Source organism: Neobacillus cucumis, from assembly GCF_002860255.1.
GTDB lineage: Bacteria > Bacillota > Bacilli > Bacillales > Cytobacillaceae > Neobacillus > Neobacillus cucumis_A.
In genome coordinates this window covers 248771-268738 of record NZ_PGVE01000017.1, presented here as the reverse complement: position 1 = coordinate 268738, position 19968 = coordinate 248771, and the positions used below count along the sequence as shown (strand labels likewise).

Sequence of the window (19968 nt, the reverse complement as noted above, 5' to 3'; positions counted from 1 at the left end):
AATTTCCTAGATATGAGAAAGGATGCCGGGAATTTTATGCGGCATCCTTTAATGTTATCTTTTTAGCTGACCTTGATAGGCTGCTGATGTTCTAATTTCTACCGTTAATTTTCCATTAGCATAAATCGTTTTAATTAAGAATGGTACGCCGGTTGTATTTTGAAAACGAAAATCTGGACCTCCATAGGAAACTGTCGCATCCCTTCCTTCTGGGACATAACCGACAGATAAGGAGTGATGATGCTTTTCGATATACGTTACCCCAACTTGGTCAACCGCATTAAACAAGGTTGACGATGTCTGACAAATTCCCCCGCCAATACCCATAACCATTTTCTTATTGACAATTTCCTTTGCCGGCTGGTAACCATGGGCAGCGTCACTTGGTCCGACGGTTGTATTAAATGAAAAGGAATCTTGCGTACCCACTATAATATTATTAATTGCCTGAGCAGACAATTCGATATTCTTTGAACGTCCTGTCACCCCGCTGTTAAAATAAGTCGTATAGGAAGCAACCACCACTTCATTCAAATGGGCAGGATCTTCCGGTTGATAGCCGCTTGCTGTTACCGTAATAGGCAGGTCTACATTCCCGCCATTAGTAGACGCGTTCATCACGCGATTCACTAATTCCGCTTCATCTAAAATAATTTGAGGCTTTCCCTTTATGATTTCCCCGTTTGCATCGATTTTGTCAAGGACCATCCGTTGATCATATCCCGTCGTTTTATCGGTTCCTCTAGCCAAGTCCTTGGCCCATTTTTCCAATTCCTGTTTATATGAATCTGGATTACTCCCAAACCCTAATTCTTCAGGCAAAAAAGTTCTCACAATACTTTTGGTATTAGGATCGATCACATTGACGGCAACTGTTTTTTTTTCTTCTTCCTTTTTCGGTTGTTCTTCTGGCTTTTGAACCGGCTGTTTCTGTGTTTCTGATACCTTTTCAGTCTCCGGCTTTTTGGTTGACGCCTTTTCATTACATCCCGTTAAAGCTAGTAAACTCCAAATTAAAACTAGCGATATTGCCCATCTTTGCTTAGCCATGTTACCCAACTTCTCCTCTGTTCTAAATGTCATTCAATGCCGGCAAATACGTTGATTGAATTACCTACATTCTCCCATTTTATTCTTTCAAATAACGGATTATTCCATAGAAATTGTTCAGTCTATCTGACAGTTTAAAAATTTCCACCCAAATAAAAAAGCAGCCTGAACGACAAGTTTCAAACTGCTTAGATGATTATTTTTTATCTAGTTCCCGTTTTAGCCACTGGCTTAATGACCTTTGCTTCTGTTAAGACTGGCAGATACTTTTTATAAGTATACCAATAAGCCATGGCAATAAAGATTGTACCGCCAACAGCATTGCCTAAAAATACAGGGATAAAATTTTGAATATACTCTATCCAGGTAAAATGTCCTGCGAAGATGGCGGCAGGAATGACAAACATATTGGCGACAACGTGCTGGAAGCCAATAGCAACAAATGCCATAGTTGGGAACCAAATCCCTAAAATTTTTCCGGACATGTCATTAGCCCCATAGGAAAGCCAAACAGCAGAGGCAACCAACCAGTTACATCCAATTCCAGAAACAAAGGCCTGCAGAAATGTTGCTTCCAGCTTGTGGCCCGCGTTACTAATTGTTTTTTCTAAAAATGGAGCTGTTTCGGTTAATCCAACAACATGGCCAAAGAAATAGGCAACAAAGATCGCTCCTAAAAAGTTACTAATAGTTACTAGGAACCAGTTATATAATACTTTTCCTGTACTTACCCTTTTTGCCATTCTTGCCAGCGGCACGGCCATCATATTTCCTGTTAATAATTCCCCGCCAGCCAACAGAGTAAGAATAAGTCCGATTGGGAATACGCTAGCTCCTATTAAACTGCCCAATCCTTCGAGGCTGCCGGATAATGTAGCCGTTACACGGATAAATAACAAATAACCAAGAGCAATGAAAGCACCTGCTTCAAAACCTAAAATCATCGTTTGCAGTGGTGCATACTTAGTTTTTTTAACCCCATTTTCTACAGTAATTCCCATGATTTGGTCCGGTTTACTAAACCCCATAATTTTACACCCTCATTTTCTCATTTGTGAAATGTTTAACATACTTTCATTTTATAGCATTTTCTACCTGAAACATGTGAATATTTCTTTAATAATTTTGGAGCGCTTTCAAGCATAATAAGAATAGGTAATAAGTTCATGTCACATTTTGTAGAAAAATATATGGTATAATAAAATTATCGCGTATCTTTGCGAGAATCCCCATTTTTAACCAAAAAACTTAGGTTTATAGATATTATTATCACTAATTGAATGGATGTGGCCATATGGAAAATACAATTGAAACAATTTATCGTTTAGAAAATCCTGAGAAAAACATTATTAAATTTGCAACTGGATCACAACTGCGCTATGAAGATATCATTAAAGAAGTTTTTGGTGTGGCGTCTGTCACAGATTTACACATGATGATCCAATATAATAAAAACTTTCAAACCAGCATCTGTAAAAGCTATGGCATAAAAAACGAGAATAAAATACCCCTAAACAAAATCATCCGAATCGCTTCTAAATCAGATTTGCTCGATTTAAAACAACAACTGGTTAACGAGAGAAAACAGAATCCTGAGAATAATCAGGAAGTCAAATTAGACGAAAAAGATAACAACGTTAATCGCCCATTTGATACCATCATCCAACTCCAAGAAGGAATCTATCAATGGGACGAAAGCAATTTCTCCTACAACGCTGTAACTAATGGTGCCTGACACCAAAAAAATGGAAGATCACCTGTACAGTATTTAGATTTTACTGTTTAGGTATCTTCCATTTCATGTTTTTTTTTATATAAATTTCTCTAGGTTTTCTTCTTCCTATTTATCTACTTTTCTTTTTATTGGACTTGGTCATCCTGCCTAGGATAAAAGCTCCTGCAGCTACGCCAATGATGGTGTTGGTTTTCTTGTTAAATACTTGTTTGGCAACAAGATTTAAATTCTGCGGTCTTTCGGCTAGACGTCTCATAAAATATCCATACCAGTCATTTCCAAAAGGTACATACGTACAGAAATGATAGCCTTCACTTGCTAGGCTTAACTGAAGGTCTTTTCTAAACCCATATAACATTTGAAACTCGAATTGGTCATTCGGAATATTATTTTCTTTTACGAACTCTTTCACGTGGTTAATGATCCGATGGTCATGTGTAGCAATGGAAGTATATTTTCCATTTAATAGATGCCATTCAATTAATTTAATAAAGTTTGCATCAATATCTTTTTTATCTTGATACGCAATTTCTGCGGACTCTTTATAGGCACCCTTTACGATGCGAATTCGGAAATTTTTATACCTTTCAAGGTATTCCGACGCCTTATGGAAATAAGCTTGAATCACCGTCCCGACATTATCAAATTCCATTGAAAGCTCATCTAATAGATTAAAAGTTAATTCTAAGTGTTTAAAATCTTCCATATCAATATTGACAAACATATCATATCGACTCGCCTGATGGACAATTTCTCTGACATTATTTAAACAGAAGGAATAATCAATATCCAAGCCAACCTGAGTTGGTTTAAGGGAAATATGGGCATCCACTTGGTTTTCATTGATAGCTTCAATCACTTTGAGTATTTGTTCTTTCGCAGCCGTTGCCTCTTCTTCTTTAAACACAAACTCCCCTAAGTTATCGACGGTACAAGAGATTCCTTGAGCGTTTAGTTCCTTTATACTTTTTATGACTTCAGGTATATTGGTCCCAGCAACAACACTTTGTGCACCCATTTTTAAGCCATACTTCTTGGCGGCATTATTAAGAAATTGATTTTGCGATAAACCCATGAAAATATCCTTCAACATTGCGATTTCCCCTTGCCGATAGTTTTTATATGATAGGAGATATGACCTTCCTACCAGCTATAAACACGACTACGCCTATTGGCGAGTTATTTATACAATCATTATAGCATACGCTTTCAATAAAAATTATTTTGTGAATATTCCAACATAAAAACGCTATCATTTTATAATACTTATTTTTCCTTACGATGGTTCATGGGTAAATTAATCATAAAAAAAGCTCATTTCTCAAAAAAGAAATGAGCTTAACTGACATGAAGAACAATCTTAGTTTTCCGCAAGATTTTTGGTCGCATTCTTACCTGCAGGGTTAGCTTGACCATTTCCTTCTATTTCTTCCGCTTGCTTCGAACGCTTAATAAAAAAGGCGAGTACAAGAGCAACACTTGCAATAAAGGTTGCAATTAAAAAGGAAAAATTGATTCCATTTAGCATGGCTTGCATCATAATATGCTGCTTCATTTCAGCGATAGCGGCCTTAGTTGGAGGAGCAGTCAAATGCTGCATTGCTGCATTACCTAGTTCTTTAGCCTCTGATTCTGTCCGGTTCGACATAATTGTAACCATTAATGCTGTACCAATCGCACCTGCGACTTGGTTTAACGTATTGTTCATAGCTGTGCCGTGCGGATAGAGACGCTTTGGAAGTTGATTAAGACCATTCGTAGATACCGGCATCATAACCATTGCCATACCAATAGAACGTACGGAATAAATAATAATTAGATGCGTATAAGTAGTATGAAGCGTTAATTTACTAAATGCATAAGTCGTAACAACAATAATAGTTAATCCTACTACTGCTAGGATTCTACCGCCAATTTTATCAAACAACTTCCCTGTGAGCGGGGACATAAACGCCATTAAGATAGCCCCAGGCATAAGTAATAAACCTGCATCCATTGGAGAAATTCCCCGAAGGTTTTGAGTATAAATAGGAAGGAGAATCATCCCTGAAAATAAGGCCATGTTTACAACCATTGAGATTACAGATGATAAAGCAAACATTGGATACTTATAGACTCGAAAGTTTAACAATGGTGCATTTTGCTTAAATTGGCGCCAAATGAATAAAAACAAAAAGATAATTCCAATCATAATGGTTCCATAAACCTCTGGGCTGTCCCAGCCCTTACTGCCGGCAGAACTAAAACCGTAAAGTATCCCGCCAAAACCGATACTAGACATAATGACGGATAAGAAATCTAACCGAATATTGACTTTTTCCTTTTTATCTTTAAGTAAGAAGAAACCAATTAATAAAACAATAATGGCTATTGGTGTAATGAAATGGAATAGCATTCTCCAGTCATAATGTTCAACAATCCATCCAGATAATGTAGGGCCAATGGCTGGAGCAAACATCAAAATCAGACCAAAAACGCCCATTGCTGCTCCTCTTTTCTCGATCGGAAAGCTTACTAACATAACATTCATTAAAAGTGGCATTAAGATAGCTGAGCCAGAAGCCTGAAGCATCCGACCGGCCAAAAGCAACGGAAATACGTGAGCAAATCCTGCAGTAATCGTACCAATTGAGAATAAGCCTAACGCCGCTAAAAATATATGACGAACAGAAAATTTTTGAATTAAGAAAGCACTAATCGGAATTAAGACTCCATTAACCAGCATAAAACCAGTGGTGAGCCACTGAACAGTGGAAGCCTCAATGTTTAAATCTTTCATAATGGAAGGCAGTGCAATGTTAAGTAATGTATTATTCAAAAATGAAATGAAGGCACCCACCATTAATACGGCTATAACTCCATACGGTGGACGACTTGCTTGTTTCTTCGTTTGGTCCATCTTGTTTCCCCCTAAAATCTTTGATTGAATCTAGTATGTTAAATTCGCATAAATAATATCTTATACCTTCGGTTCAACTTTTGCAATTGAAAATTACTTATAATTATTGAGTTTTTATTGCCTAATGTGTTAAAGCAACCCAATATTTATACAAGCAGTACAATTGCTAATCTCCGGCTCCTGCAAATTAGCGGATTCACCATGGGAAATCAATAGAGATCAATAACTATTTACATCTAAAACAAATTTATTAATCTTATTAATACAATGCACACAAAAAAACACTCCCAAAAAAGGGGAGTGTTTCTATTGTCTATCGTCTTCTGTTCCGATTCCGTAAAAAAGTAGGTATATCTAGTGAGTCATCTTGTACCTGATAAGATCGATCGTAATCATACGTTTGTTCTACCTGCTGATGCCTTTGCCCGCCATACTCATGGACTTCTTGTTCAATTGTTTCTTCATGTTTTGACTGCAAAACAGCTTCCTTCATAGGAGAAGCTGCAGGTCTTTGAGACGGACTATCTTCATCCGTAAAACCAGTTGCAATCACCGTAATCATAATTTCATCTTTTAAATTATCATTAATGATTGAACCGAAGATCATGTTTAACTCATGATCAGATGCAGATGCGACAAGATCTGCTGCTTCTTGCACCTCAAAAAGACTTAAATTACTACCGCCGGTGATGTTCATTAACACACCTTGGGCACCATCAATCGAAGTTTCAAGTAGTGGACTTGAAATGGCCTTTTTCGCTGCTTCAACGGCCCGGTCTGGACCCTTTGCAACTCCAATTCCCATTAAAGCAGTTCCTTGATTTGTCATAATTGTCTTAACATCCGCAAAATCGAGGTTAATTAATCCCGGTACTGCAATCAAGTCAGAAATCCCTTGAACACCCTGACGAAGGACATTATCAGCCTCACGGAATGCTTCTAACATCGGGGTTTTTTTGTCGACAATTTGTAGCAGGCGGTCATTTGGAATAATAATGAGAGTATCTACTGCTTTTCTCATTGAATCAATTCCACTGGCTGCGTTTACGGCACGCCTTTTACCTTCAAATCCAAACGGACGGGTTACTACCCCAATCGTAAGGGCACCTAGTTTACGGGCAATTTCCGCGATTGCAGGAGCAGCTCCTGTTCCAGTGCCACCGCCCATACCTGCGGTCACAAACACCATGTCAGCCCCTTCTAGTACCTCTTGTAGCTGCTTTCTGCTCTCTTCTACTGCTTTTCTTCCTACTTCCGGATTGGCACCTGCTCCAAGCCCTCTTGTTAAGGTCGCGCCTATTTGCATTTTTATCTCAGCTTTTGATAGATTAAGAGCCTGTGCATCTGTATTTACGGCAATAAATTCAACACCTTGAATCCCATCTTCAATCATGCGATTGACGGCATTATTTCCCCCGCCGCCAACACCAATCACTTTTATTCTTGCTATTTGATCTATATTCATATCAAGATCCCACATTCATTATTCCTCCCAAACCAATATTACTTCATAATTCAGAAAATTACCTTTAGTGTAAAAAGTACTTTTTTCCCAATCATTCTACTTAATATTTTAGCAAAATAATAGGCTTGTTTGTATAGTACCACGTATTCATTTCAAGAAAAAAATTAAAAAAACCCTCAAAAATGAGGGAATGTTTCTAGCTATTTCGAACTTTATTTATCCTATTGTCTTTTTGGATATATTGTACTACCAACAAGACAACAAACACTGCTAATCCTATGATATCACTTATCTTTTCCGGGTAAATTAAACATAGACCCGAAATAAAGGCCGCTATCCGTTCAAACCAGTACATTTTACGCATCCAAAAGCCTATGACACCTGCACTAATAAGTATCATACCAATAAAAGCAGTACACACTACCCAGATTAAATAGGTCCAAGTGGTATCAATCATCAATAATTCTGGAGAAAATACAAATACATATGGAATGATAAACGCAGAAATAGCCAATTTCGACGATTCAACCCCTGTTTTAAACGGTTCCCCTCCGGATATCGCTGCGGCAGCAAAGGCCGCTAAGGCCACTGGAGGTGTAATATCTGCCACAATTCCAAAATAGAACACAAATAGATGTGCAGCTAAATCAGGTACCCCAAGCAAAATGATAGCAGGTGCTGCAATTGTAGATGTGATGACATAGTTTGCTGTCGTAGGTGATCCCATCCCAAGGATTAAGGAAGCAAACATCGTTAAAACTAATGTCGGCAAAAGGGCTCCACCAGATAAATCCAGCAATCCATTGGCCATTTTTAAACCTAGACCTGTCTTTGTCACCACACCTACTATAATACCGGCAGCAGCGGTCGCAGCTGCTATCCCCAGCGCTGATCGTGCTCCATCCACAAGTGCATCTAACACACCCTTAACCCCTATTCTTGTCTCTTTTCTAAAGGAGCTAACAACTACAGTAATAATCATTGACCATAAAGCAGCACGGGTCACACTCATACCTGACATTAACAATAGAATAATCCCAAGAATAGGAAGTAATAAATAAAGTTTTCCAAAGACTTCTTTGCGTTTCGGCATTTCTTCCTTCGTTAAACCACGGAGCCCGATTCGCTTAGCCTCGAAATGTGTCATAATCCAAATTCCAGTGAAATATAGAACTGCCGGTATAGCAGCAGCTTTCGCAATATCCCAATAACTGATTCCACCACCGATAAACTCTACCATCAAAAAGGCAGCTGCTCCCATTATGGGCGGCATTAATTGTCCCCCGGTCGATGAGGAGGCTTCTACTGCCCCTGCAAATTCCTTCTTATACCCAAGATTTTTCATCATCGGGATAGTAAATGCACCCGATGTAACCACATTTGCAACCGAACTGCCGCTGATGGTCCCCTGAAGTGCACTGGAAAAAACTGCTACCTTTGCTGGCCCGCCCACACTTCTCCCAGCAATGGCAATAGAAAGATCATTAAAATATTCTCCTACTCCTGTCTTGATTAAGAAGGAACCAAATAAAAGAAAGAGAAAGATAAATGTCGAAGAAACAGCAAGTGGTGTGCCCAGGATTCCTTCAGTCGTAAAAAACATGGTCTGAACGAATCGTTCTAGATCAAGTCCGCGGTGAGCAATAAACCCTGGCATGTAAGGACCAAACAAAGCATATCCAATGAAGATTAATGCGATAATGGTAATGGGCAATCCGACGGTTCGACGTGTTGCTTCCAAGACTAATAAAATAGCAGCGAGGCCGATAGAAAAATCAAGAGTAGTGATATTACCAACTCTTCCCACCAAATCATCAAGCATCAATGGCCAATAGGTCCCTACGACAATGGAAAGCCCGGCAAGTACGATGTCATACCATGCTACCTTTAACTCTCTACCTCTATTTTTCCTTCGGGCAGGAAAAAGTAAAAAAATCAGTGCAAGTGCAAAACCTAAGTGTATAGAGCGTTGAAGCTGTGCAGTTAAAACCCCAAATACCCCTGTATAAACCTGAAATAATGAAAAAGCTAAAAGACCTGCAAAGGTAATCCAGGCAAATATGCCTTTTAACTTCCTTGTTCCCGCCTCCGGATCATATTTCTCCATTAGTTCTTGCTGTTTTTCCTCAGATAACGGCTCCTCATATTGACTCAAGGATATTCACTCCTTTCCACTGCTCAAACATCGTTAATTTCCGAATTTCAACCTTAACTGAGGTTCCAGGAGCAATCGATTGTGATAGCGGATATTCTTTATTTTGAAAAATAACTCTATGATTAGCACGAACCTGTCCGACTCGTAAATAAAAATAAGGGAAGACCCGGTTCATATTTTCAATGGAATATTTTCCATTCTTTCGAATAAATATTTCACCTTTACCAGCATTTGAAGGCATCCCGATGGCAAAATCTTGGTATATTAATTCATACTGCTGGATTTCAAGGTTAGCTGTGATTCTGTAGCTTTCGACAACATCTGTCAAATGAATAGAATGAGTATATTTTATTTTAAAATGGGTTTCATTATTTAGCGGGAGATAGGCTAGTTTTGTCGAAGAATGGTAGGGTTGAAATACAATTGCTAGCTTAAGTGGAGTTACTGCTATCAATATGCTAGCAATTATACAGCAAATCACTAGCATGATGCTAAGCTGTGTTTTCTTCCTCTTTTTCATTTTTCACTCCTTCTCTTTCAAAGAATAATAGATAAATCTCCGAGTGAAATCGGCCTGTTATAGATCCGGTTTCACTCGGATGAACCTGAGCTTCCTTTATTGAGCTTTAACCCCTTTTTCCGAAAAATATTTCTTTGCTCCTGGATGTACTTCTATTCCGACACCATTCAGGGCATTTTCTGCTTTAATTAATTTTCCTTTGGCATGTGTCACCTTATCCAAATTTTCAAAGATCGCCTTCGTAATATCGTAAACAACTGTTTCTGAAAGGTCGCTTCTAGCGACTAACATCGCTTGAACAGCTACGGTAGGAACGGCCTCATTTAATTTGTAAGTACCTGCTGGCACTTCGTCTTTAACGTAATATGGATATTGCTCAATTAATTTGTCTATTTTATCCTGTGCAATCGGTACGATTACAACATTTTCAGTTGCAGAGAGGCTTTCAACCGCTCCTGTTGGCGTACCTGCTGTTACAAAGGCTGCATCGATTGTACCATCTTGGATTCCCTCAGCAGATTCATCGAAAGAAAGATCCTGTTTTTTGATATCATTAAATGTTAAACCGTACATTTCTAGGATTTGTTCGGCATTTGCAACCGTTCCAGAACCTGGTGAACCAACAGATACCTTCTTCCCCTTTAAATCCTCTATTGATTTGATTCCTGTTTTTTGGGTGGTAACAATTTGAATGGTCTCTGGATAAAGCGTAGCAATCGCCTTCACATTGCTAACCTTATTATCCTTGAACATTAACTTACCCTCTTTGGCATATGTGGCAATATCTGTTTGCGTAAAGGCAATCTCTCCATCACCATTCTTAAGAGTTGTCATGTTTTCAGCTGAAGCTCCAGAGGTCTCCGCATTTGTTTCAATTCCCGTCTCATCCTTTATGATTTTGGCAAAGGATCCCCCTAGCGGATAATAGGTTCCACCTGTACCACCTGTCAGAATACTAATAAATTCAGGTTTTTCCTCACCGCCTGTTCCTTCCTTACTATCCTCTTTACTGCTACAAGCAGAGAGAATCATAGACATTAGTAACAGAAAAACCGTTGATAGAAGAAATTTTTTCTTTTTCAAAAAACAGCCCCCTTTTTCATTTCCTTCTGTCATATACATTCTTATTAGACTAGTTCCCAAAACTTGTCATTTACGGGCAAGTTGGTACTTTATACCTAAATCACCCACACAGACAGCCATAAAAAAGGCGATGAATAGTATGGAGGAAACATCTCAGAATTGTTGACTGTTTGAACTCTTTATGTCACTTTTAAGAGGAATACAGTAGATTTCCAATAAGAGGAGAATGTTACTAGTGAAACGAAAAATAATTGCTTATAACTTTGAATTAACAGAAACTCTTGAAAAACTAAAAAATCAGTTTGAGGTGGAAATATTTGATAGTATTAATCCTTCAACAGACCCGGCATTTATAGAGGCACTTAAGGATGCTGAAGGCATTGTGGGGCTAGCTCTCCCCGTTAATCAAGAACTATTAGAACGTGCCCCAAAGCTAAAAATAGTTTCTAATAATTCTACTGGTTATAATAACCTTTTGATTAATGAGATGACAAAACGCGGTGTGATGGGGACCAATACGCCTGGAGTACTCGAAGATACCACTGCCGATGCCATCTTTGGAATCCTCCTTGCCTCTGCCCGACGGATCACTGAATTAGATTATTTTGTAAAATCTGGGAATTGGAAAGGACATTTAACTACTGCAGAATATGCCATAGATGTCCATCATAAAACACTAGGGATTATTGGTATGGGCAAAATCGGTTCAGCTATCGCTAAGCGGGCACATCTCGGGTTTGATATGAATATCCTGTACCATAATCGAAACCGAAATTTAGAGGCAGAAGGAAAATATAATGCTGCATACTCCGACCTTGACACCCTTTTAAAAGAATCCGATTTTGTCTGCCTTATGACGCCGCTCACCCAAGAAACAGAGAACTTCATTGGTAAACGGGAATTTGAACTAATGAAAAAATCCGCAATTTTTGTAAATGGATCACGTGGTAAAACAGTTAATGAAGCAGCGTTAATAGAAGCACTAAAAAACAAGGAAATTCAAGGAGCTGCCCTTGATGTATATCAAATTGAGCCGATTAAAATGGACAATCCCCTGCTTCAGTTTCCAAACGTAGTCACCACACCACATATTGGATCGTCAACCTATGAAACAGAACGAAAAATGGCTGAGCTAGCTGTGGAAAATTTATTGGCGGGGTTAACGGGAAAGCGTCCTAATAACTTGATTAATCCCGAAGTGCTCAATTAAGATGAAAAAGAACATCCCTTTAATAAGATCATGAAGGAGTAAAAAACATGGCCGCCGCAAAGACTGTAATAGAAAAATTAAATTTGCAGAAATACGCGAACAAATTGATTCTGAATAAACCTGAACAAATTGAGGAATTTCAAGACCTAGAATATGATTCATCCATAAAAAAAGAGAAGTATGATTTAATATTTAGTTTTATATTTAGCTTAGATGAGTTTTCCAAAGAATTACAAACCGTAGTTGAAAAAAATTTGCTTGAGGACAACGGCTACTTATACTTCGCTTATCCGAAAAAGAACAATAAAGTGTATAAAGAATACATAGACCGTGACAGCTTTATTAATGCCCTGCCTACCGATGAGGAAGGTTATGTGCTAAACAGCAATATTAAGTTTGCAAGAATGGTTAGCTTAAATGATGTTTTTACCATCGTTGGTTTAAAATCAACCCCTAAAAAGACGAAAAAATCGTCCAGTAGTAAAAGCAGCCAGTGTGTCGATGACTACATTCATTTTATTGAGGATATTAAGCAGTACCTGTTGAAAAATGAAGACCTTTTAAAAAAATACAAGGATTTAACTCCAGGCTATCAAAAAAATTGGGCTCGCTATATCTATAGTGCTAAAAGAAAAGAGACACAAGAAAAAAGACTTCTGGAAATGGAAACAGTATTAGCCGAAGGCTATAAAACCATTGAATTATATAAACAAGCTAAAAATTAATTCTTTTGATCAAAAATAAATGGCGCACTTTGATAAATCAAGGCACCATTTATTTACGATGATATAGTTTACATAATATTTTTATGGTAAATAATTAATTTAGATGTTCATCTATTTTAGATAGTGTCTCCCCAATTGACTCTTGGATAACCAATGTATTCGATGCAAAGTCGTAAGGAGTATCTCCCTTATTAATGATAATTAATGGGACTCCGGAACTTTTATATTGTGGAAACGTGGAAAAAGGCGTAACTTTCAAACTAGTTCCTAATACTAGCAAACAGTCTGCCTGTCGAATCAGGTTAAGAATATGGTTAAACCCTTCCATTGTAAACCATTCGCCGGTATCACCAAACAAAACCACGTCTGGTTTAATGTAACGATCCTCCTTCCGCTTTGTTTCACAATGACTGCATACATAAAAATCCTCCATTGTATCTAAACGTGTGATCATCTCACCAGTTGAGTAACTCTTTCCGCAGTGCTGGCACGCAGCAGTTTTTATTGTTCCATGAAACTCAATCACATTCTCGCTGCCGGCTTTTTGATGGAGTCCATCAATATTCTGTGTGATGATTGCCCTGACCTTCCCATCTTTTTCCCAATTAGCCAATATTTGATGACCTTTATTCGGAACTGCTTCAGGGTGGTACAGATTTTCAATCGCAAACTGATAAAATTCCTTTGGATGTTTATAAAAATAATCTATTGAAAGTATGTATTCAGGTGTTAGCTTATAAATTCCCGACCGTGAACGGAAGTCTTTAATTCCAGATTCTGTACTTATACCCGCTCCAGTCAAAACAACGATGTTCTTAGCCTTTGTTAGTATGTTTGTGCAGGTTTCCAAAGTGTTGTTGTTCATCCATTCCCTCTCCTTTTTGCTCTTTTTCGCTATAAGAAAGCTACAAAAATGATAAAAATAATATATTCTTGTTTTGTATTTTTCAAGCGTTATCAGGGATATTAATCTTATAATGAACGATTTTTAGTAAAAAAACAAAAAGGATGCTGACAAAATGATCGAAATCCCAAGAACCCTTTATTGTGAGCAATGTCAAAAGGAAACGGAACATATGGTAAGGGAAGATGCTCTTGAAATAGAATATACATGTACGGTATGTAATAAACATGAGGATATTGTCAAATCATTTTTTTAAACACTACTTCTGGAACTTCCATATATCCTTTTAAAATAAATAGAACTCAGCCCTATAACTGGCTGAGTTCTTTTGAGTTAAAACTTATATGTTAAATTCCTTTATAGGCTAAACGATAAATTTCTGCTAACTCTGTTACTAATGGCAGCTTAGGATTTGCTGTTGTACATTGGTCTTCAAAAGCTTTCTCTGCCAAGTAATCAACTTTACTTTCGAATTCAGCTTGATCCACACCATTTGCTGCTATGCTCATAGGAATTTCTAATTCTAGCGCTAAGCGGATAATTGCCTGAACTAGGCTTTCTACACCTTCTTCAGTAGTAGCTGCAGGTAAACCTAAAGTTCTTGCAATCTCTGCATAGCGTTTGTCAGCTTTAAAGTGATTATACTTAGGGAAAGCCGTAAACTTTTTAGGTTTTGCTGCATTATAACGAATGACATGCGGCATTAAAATCGTATTTGAACGACCGTGAGCAATGTGGAATTCGGCACCTAATTTATGCGCAAGGCTGTGGTTAATACCTAGGAATGCATTCGCAAAGGCCATACCAGCAATGGTTGAAGCATTATGAATTTTTTCACGTGCTTCTTCATCATTTCCATTACGATAAGCTCTTGGCAGATATTCGAATACTAGCTGGATCGCTTTCATTGCTAGACCATCTGTAAAATCGTTCGCCATACAAGATACATATGCCTCAATTGCATGTGTTAAAACGTCCATACCAGTATCAGCCGTAATATGTTTTGGAACCGTCATAACGAACTGAGGATCGATAATCGCTACATCTGGTGTCAACTCATAGTCAGCTAACGGGTATTTAATATTTGCTTCTTTGTCAGTGATAACAGAGAATGATGTTACTTCAGAGCCTGTACCTGAAGTAGTTGGAATCGCCACAAATTGGGCTCTTTGACCTAAGTGAGGATATTTCACAATTCGTTTGCGAATATCTAGGAACTTTTGCTTTAAGCCAAAGAACTCTGCATCCGGATATTCATAGAACAGCCACATTCCTTTAGCCGCATCCATAGCAGAACCACCGCCTAAGGCAATAATGACATCCGGCTGGAACTTCGCCATCATTTCTGCGCCTTTCATAACTGTTTCGATAGATGGATCTGGTTCTACCTCAGAGAAAATTTCACAATGAACATAATCTGGGCGTTTACGCAAGTAGTAAAGCACTCTGTCAACATATCCTAATTTCACCATGCCAGGGTCGGTAACAATGAAGGCTTTAGAGATCTTAGGCATTTTAGCTAAATATTGAGTAGAGTTTTTCTCAAAATAAATTTTAGAAGGCACTTTGAACCACTGCATATTAACATTCCTTTTTGCTACTTTTTTGATATTAATTAAGTGTACAGCACCAACGTTTGTTGAAACAGAGTTGCCTCCATAGGTTCCGCAGCCAAGTGTTAATGATGGCATGTAAGCATTGTAGATATCACCAATCGCACCTTGAGATGATGGGGCGTTAACAATAATCCTTCCTGCTTTCATACGTAAGCCAAACTGGGTTATTACGTTTTGATCGTTTGTATGAATAACGGCAGAGTGTCCTAAACCACCGAACTCAAGCATTTCTTCGGCTCTTTTTAAGCCTTCATCAGTAGAATTCACCTTATAGCAGGCTAAGACTGGGCTTAATTTTTCCCTTGATAACGGATATTTAGGACCAACGCCCTTCAATTCTGCAACAAGGATTTTTGTGCCTTCTGGAACAGTAACTCCAGCCTTCTCAGCAATTTTATATGCAGGCATTCCAACAATCTCAGGGTTTACTGCACAAGATTGTTCATTAATAACTAACTTCTCTACCTTTTCTTTTTCTTCTGTATTTAAGAAATAGCAGTTATTAGCCATCATTTCATTTTTTACATCATTGTAAATTTCCTTATCAATGATAACAGCTTGTTCAGATGCACAAATCATACCATTATCGAACGTTTTGGATAGAATTAAATCATTCACGGCTTGTTTTAGGTTTGCTGTTTTTTCAATGTAGCATGGAACGTTTCCTGGACCAACGCCTAGAGCTGGTTTACCTGAACTATAAGCAGATTTCACCATGCCTGCACCGCCAGTAGCAAGAATCATCGAAATCTTATTATGATTCATTAATGCTTGTGTAGCTTCTAATGATGGTGCTTCAATCCATTGAATACAATTTTCGGGTGCTCCCGCTTTAATGGCTGCATCTCTCAGTACTCTTGCCGCTTCACTGCTGCATTTTTGTGCAGATGGATGGAAGGCAAAAATAATTGGGTTCCGTGTTTTAATGGAAATGAGTGCTTTGAACATAGTTGTTGATGTTGGATTTGTAACAGGGGTTACCCCAGCTACCACACCGACAGGCTCAGCAATTTCAATCATGCCTTCATGTTCATTTTCGTTGATAATGCCAACTGTTTTGTTATATTTGATATTGTGGTAGACATATTCTGTTGCAAACATGTTTTTTATGATTTTATCCTCGTATACGCCTCTTCCGGTTTCTTCGACAGCGAGTTTTGCTAACGGCATATGCTGATCAAGTCCTGCTAGTGCCATTTGCTTAACAATTTCATCAATCATTTCTTGGTCAAAGGCTCTGAATTCCTCTAAAGCTTTCAAACCATTTTCGACCAAGCCATTGATCATATTTGTTACACCCTGTTTGTCTTTAACTGATTTTTCCACTACTGCCATGATATTCCCTCCAATTATATATGTGAAGTATTTCACATATTTTAATAAAAAAATTAGATTACGGATCTAGCATATATGAAGTTATTTTTGTGAGGTTTTTCACAAGTATAACTAAATAATAAAGTAATAAAAAATTTATTCACACACTGGATTACGCGGAATTTTTTCGAATAAGATTTCTGTTAGTACTTTGGAGTATTTTTTTACAATGACAACATAATTTACTGTCCAGATATAACTTGGAATCTCTTCGTTTTCTTTCATCAGCATGGCTTCAAATGGGTCACCGACTATTTCTTCGAAGATCTCTTGGGTATAAGTTTCAGCATCTGTTGAGAAGGCTTGCCATTCACAAATCATCATGTCTTATCACTCCTTGTTTCTCTATGGTTACATCATAACATGAAAAAACGATAATAGTTTGTGAAATATTGAACAATGTTTGAACGTTGGTTACTTTTTCTAATTTTAGTTCAATAGCACTAAATAAGCTATTTGGGACTATTGGTCAAATGAGAATCGGATTGACTTTTGTAAACGTTTTCAAATATAATGTTATATTAATATATCATTGGTTATATTACCCAATATAAGCATATTAGTTATATATTTTAAGAATTTTGGTTAAAATTCTAATAGAAATGGAGGGAAATCGATGTTTCGTCTTCTAATGATTATTATTGCTATATTTTTCATTCATTCTTCCTGGCCTTTTTTTGAAAAACAATTAGAACATACTGATCTTTCCAAAGGGATTTCAGAAGTAAGTACTTGGAAAGACAGCCTAGAAGTAAAAACAACTATCCAAAATATATATAGTGAAATCCAAACCTCTCTTCAACAACTGGGTTTACTATTAGACGAATTTAAACAGAATGATAAGCCGCTAGAATCAAAAAACGAGTCTAAGGTACAATTAACTACACCAGAACAACAAGAGTATTCAATTTCTAACATTGAACTTGGTGATAATAGAGATGACATCATCGAAAACTTAGGTGTTCCTATACGGTCCACGATAAACGAGTATGGGACCAATTGGGATACTTATCATGATCATTATCACAATTTCTTTATGGTCATGTATGGGGAGGATCATAAAGTTGCCGGATTATACACGAATCAAGATTTAATTGCCTCCAAGAACGGGATAAAATTAGGAACACCTAAAGATACAGTTCGCAATTTATTGGGTAAACCCTTAACTACCATTCAAAAGGGACTTATTCTATATAAATTATCCGATAAGGAAGACTATGACGTTTTCTTGCTTGATAATGACTATATCACCTTTTTTTATGATAAACATCAAGGAAATACGGTTACAGCTGTACAATTAATCAGTAAAGAAATGGAAGATAAGAAAATAGATATTTACACAAAACCAAGTTCTCAATTAAAGGAAGGGTTTGAGTTTCAGTTATTTGATTTAACCAATGCCGCAAGGATTCAGCACCAGCTTCCTGCCCTAACATGGGATGAACATGTTCAAGTAACAGCCCGAAAGCATAGCACAGATATGGCCGTAAACAATTATTTTAATCACACCAATTTGAAGGGACAATCGCCTTTTGATAGGATGAAACAAGATGATATTGTCTTCCATTTAGCTGGTGAAAACCTTGCCTATGGTCAGTTTAGTAGTATATTTGCCCATGAAGGTTTAATGAACTCACTCGGACATAGGGAAAATATTTTACGGCAAGGATACAAGTATTTAGGTGTTGGTGTTGCTTTTAACAATGAATCGCAGCCCTACTATACCGAAAATTTTTACGCAAAATAAAAACGCGGGGACGGTTCTCTTGCTTCTTTTGAAGCAAGAGAACCGTCCCTCTGCTTTCTTTTTTACGATTTTTCTCATTTTTTTAAAAATTGGTAGTTCATTTCTCTTGAATAACATCGAATAATTTGATATATTACAAGAAATTACATATTTTCTTACTTCAATACCTTTTGAAGTGAGGATAGAGGCGCAAAGACCATCAGTATACCATAGGAGGATGATGAGATCCTAGGACAATGGTGGAAAGGGGAATTTGCCGAAGCGGATAGAATCTCATTGGTCTTGAAGCTGGTTCTGTGTTGAAGAAGCACAGAATTGTCATATAGGAAACTATATGGAGGGCTATCTCACGCATAGGAACTTACTTTTGATGTTTCTACTGCAGCAGCGACCCTTCGTTGCTGCTTTTTTGCGTTGACATCAGAATGGCCTTACCCCTCAAATTTACAAAAAATTACAAAGGGTGAGATAAAAATGAATTTTGGCCAAGTATTAACCGCAATGGTTACACCATTTGATCAAAATGGTGATGTGGATTTTAACGCCGCAAGATTGTTAGTTAACTATTTAATTGAAAATGGCACCGAAGCCTTAGTTGTGTCTGGTACAACAGGTGAATCCCCCACTTTAACAACAGAAGAAAAAGTAGCATTATTTAAATTGGTTGTGGAGGAGGCTGCTGGTCGAGTTCCCGTTATAGCTGGTACAGGTTCCTATAACACCAGAGCATCGATCCAGTTAACGAAACTTGCTGCAGAAGCTGGTGTAGATGGAATTTTGCTAGTTGCTCCGTATTACAACAAACCTTCCCAAGAAGGAATCTATCAACATTTTAAAGCCATAGCCGAATCAACTGTACTACCAATCATGCTGTATAATATCCCTGGCCGCTGTGGAGTGAACATGTCTGTCGAAACAGTCGTCCGCCTCTCTAAGATTCACAATATCGTGGCAATTAAAGAAGCAAGCGGCAACTTAGATGCAATGGCTGAAATAATCAGTAAAACTCCTGATCATTTCTCTCTTTATAGCGGGGATGATGGGTTAACACTTCCTGTATTAGCCATCGGCGGCACAGGAGTGGTTTCAGTTGCATCACATATCATCGGTAACGAAATGCAGGACATGATTGCAAAATTTAAAAACGGACAGCTCACGGAGGCATCTGATGCACATCGCAAACTCCTTCCTCTGATGAAGGGTTTATTCGCTGCACCTAACCCAACACCAGTTAAAGCTGCCCTTAACATGACGGGTATCCATGTCGGTGATGTACGATTACCATTAGTGCCATTAACCGAAGAAGAAACAGTAACACTGGAAAAGCTGCTTCCAGCTGACAAACTTGTAAGTGTAAGTTAAAAAATTTAGGCTGCCTTCTAAAGGCAGCCTGTTTTTTGTGAACTTCCCTGTTCATGTTAGTTTTTTCTATACAAATCTTTCCTGAATAAGTTTTAATAAAGATATAGGCTTTGAAAGGAGAAA

At 37.8% G+C, this 19968-nt stretch carries 16 protein-coding genes and 1 riboswitch; of the genes, 5 read left to right on the top strand and 11 right to left on the bottom strand.

Going from position 1 to position 19968, the window contains the following annotated elements; genetic code table 11:
* Positions 1-54: 54 nt before the first annotated feature.
* Both CVD27_RS03905 and CVD27_RS03900 read right to left on the bottom strand, forming a co-directional pair.
* Positions 55-1050 (bottom strand): VanW family protein, encoded by a 996-nt coding sequence (locus tag CVD27_RS03905; protein WP_101646570.1) that lies wholly within the window; start codon positions 1048-1050, stop codon positions 55-57.
* Positions 1051-1253: 203 nt separating this feature from the next.
* Positions 1254-2078, bottom strand: a complete 825-nt coding sequence (locus CVD27_RS03900) for a formate/nitrite transporter family protein (protein WP_101646569.1) — start codon at positions 2076-2078, stop codon at positions 1254-1256.
* A 266-nt stretch (positions 2079-2344) separates the two neighbouring features.
* Here CVD27_RS03900 and CVD27_RS03895 point away from each other — a divergent pair, with 266 nt between their 5' ends.
* Positions 2345-2785: a hypothetical protein gene (locus CVD27_RS03895; protein WP_101646568.1), complete on the top strand. Its 441-nt coding sequence runs from the start codon at positions 2345-2347 to the stop codon at positions 2783-2785.
* Between the two features lie 109 nt (positions 2786-2894).
* Here CVD27_RS03895 and CVD27_RS03890 read toward each other — a convergent pair whose 3' ends face one another.
* From CVD27_RS03890 to CVD27_RS03865, 6 genes are all read right to left on the bottom strand, one after another.
* Complete coding sequence (locus tag CVD27_RS03890; RefSeq protein ID WP_101646567.1) at positions 2895-3878, bottom strand: proline dehydrogenase family protein; 984 nt, start codon at positions 3876-3878, stop codon at positions 2895-2897.
* Positions 3879-4145: 267 nt separating this feature from the next.
* Positions 4146-5684 (bottom strand): DHA2 family efflux MFS transporter permease subunit, encoded by a 1539-nt coding sequence (locus CVD27_RS03885; RefSeq protein ID WP_101646566.1) that lies wholly within the window; start codon positions 5682-5684, stop codon positions 4146-4148.
* Positions 5685-5997: 313 nt separating this feature from the next.
* The gene (gene ftsZ / locus CVD27_RS03880; protein ID WP_101646565.1) at positions 5998-7164 is read right to left on the bottom strand and encodes a cell division protein FtsZ; all 1167 of its coding nucleotides are present in this window, start codon (positions 7162-7164) and stop codon (positions 5998-6000) included.
* A 181-nt stretch (positions 7165-7345) separates the two neighbouring features.
* Positions 7346-9256, bottom strand: coding sequence for a TRAP transporter permease (locus CVD27_RS03875; RefSeq protein ID WP_101646659.1), 1911 nt, complete (start codon positions 9254-9256; stop codon positions 7346-7348).
* Between the two features lie 34 nt (positions 9257-9290).
* A complete protein-coding gene (locus CVD27_RS03870) occupies positions 9291-9824 on the bottom strand; it encodes a DUF1850 domain-containing protein (RefSeq protein WP_257984255.1) in 534 nt (177 codons plus the stop codon).
* Between the two features lie 96 nt (positions 9825-9920).
* Positions 9921-10907 (bottom strand): TAXI family TRAP transporter solute-binding subunit, encoded by a 987-nt coding sequence (locus CVD27_RS03865; protein ID WP_101646564.1) that lies wholly within the window; start codon positions 10905-10907, stop codon positions 9921-9923.
* 235 nt (positions 10908-11142) lie between these two features.
* Between CVD27_RS03865 and CVD27_RS03860 the strand changes: the two genes are divergently transcribed.
* Both CVD27_RS03860 and CVD27_RS03855 read left to right on the top strand, forming a co-directional pair.
* Positions 11143-12117 carry a 2-hydroxyacid dehydrogenase gene (locus CVD27_RS03860; RefSeq protein WP_101646563.1) on the top strand — a complete coding sequence of 325 codons (975 nt, stop codon included), beginning with the start codon at positions 11143-11145 and terminating at the stop codon, positions 12115-12117.
* A gap of 47 nt (positions 12118-12164) precedes the next feature.
* Positions 12165-12842 carry a YdeI/OmpD-associated family protein gene (locus CVD27_RS03855; protein ID WP_101646562.1) on the top strand — a complete coding sequence of 226 codons (678 nt, stop codon included), beginning with the start codon at positions 12165-12167 and terminating at the stop codon, positions 12840-12842.
* Positions 12843-12936: 94 nt separating this feature from the next.
* On the opposite strand, the gene CVD27_RS03850 is transcribed toward CVD27_RS03855, so the two are convergent.
* The 3 genes from CVD27_RS03850 to CVD27_RS03840 all read right to left on the bottom strand — a co-directional run bounded on the left by CVD27_RS03850 (position 12937) and on the right by CVD27_RS03840 (position 17060).
* The gene (locus tag CVD27_RS03850) at positions 12937-13707 is read right to left on the bottom strand and encodes an NAD-dependent protein deacylase (RefSeq protein WP_101646561.1); all 771 of its coding nucleotides are present in this window, start codon (positions 13705-13707) and stop codon (positions 12937-12939) included.
* 386 nt (positions 13708-14093) lie between these two features.
* The gene (gene adhE, locus CVD27_RS03845; RefSeq protein WP_101646560.1) at positions 14094-16697 is read right to left on the bottom strand and encodes a bifunctional acetaldehyde-CoA/alcohol dehydrogenase; all 2604 of its coding nucleotides are present in this window, start codon (positions 16695-16697) and stop codon (positions 14094-14096) included.
* Between the two features lie 135 nt (positions 16698-16832).
* Entirely contained in the window at positions 16833-17060 is a 228-nt protein-coding gene (locus CVD27_RS03840; protein ID WP_101646559.1) for a hypothetical protein, read from the bottom strand.
* Between the two features lie 292 nt (positions 17061-17352).
* On the opposite strand from CVD27_RS03840, the gene CVD27_RS03835 reads away from it, so the two are divergent.
* Together CVD27_RS03835 and dapA are read left to right on the top strand one after the other, a co-directional pair.
* Complete coding sequence (locus tag CVD27_RS03835) at positions 17353-18483, top strand: CAP domain-containing protein (protein ID WP_101646558.1); 1131 nt, start codon at positions 17353-17355, stop codon at positions 18481-18483.
* A gap of 174 nt (positions 18484-18657) precedes the next feature.
* Positions 18658-18836: riboswitch (Lysine riboswitch) on the top strand.
* 121 nt (positions 18837-18957) lie between these two features.
* On the top strand, positions 18958-19845 hold the full coding sequence (gene dapA / locus CVD27_RS03830) for a 4-hydroxy-tetrahydrodipicolinate synthase (RefSeq protein ID WP_101646557.1): 888 nt from the start codon (positions 18958-18960) through the stop codon (positions 19843-19845).
* The last annotated feature ends 123 nt before the right edge of the window (positions 19846-19968 follow it).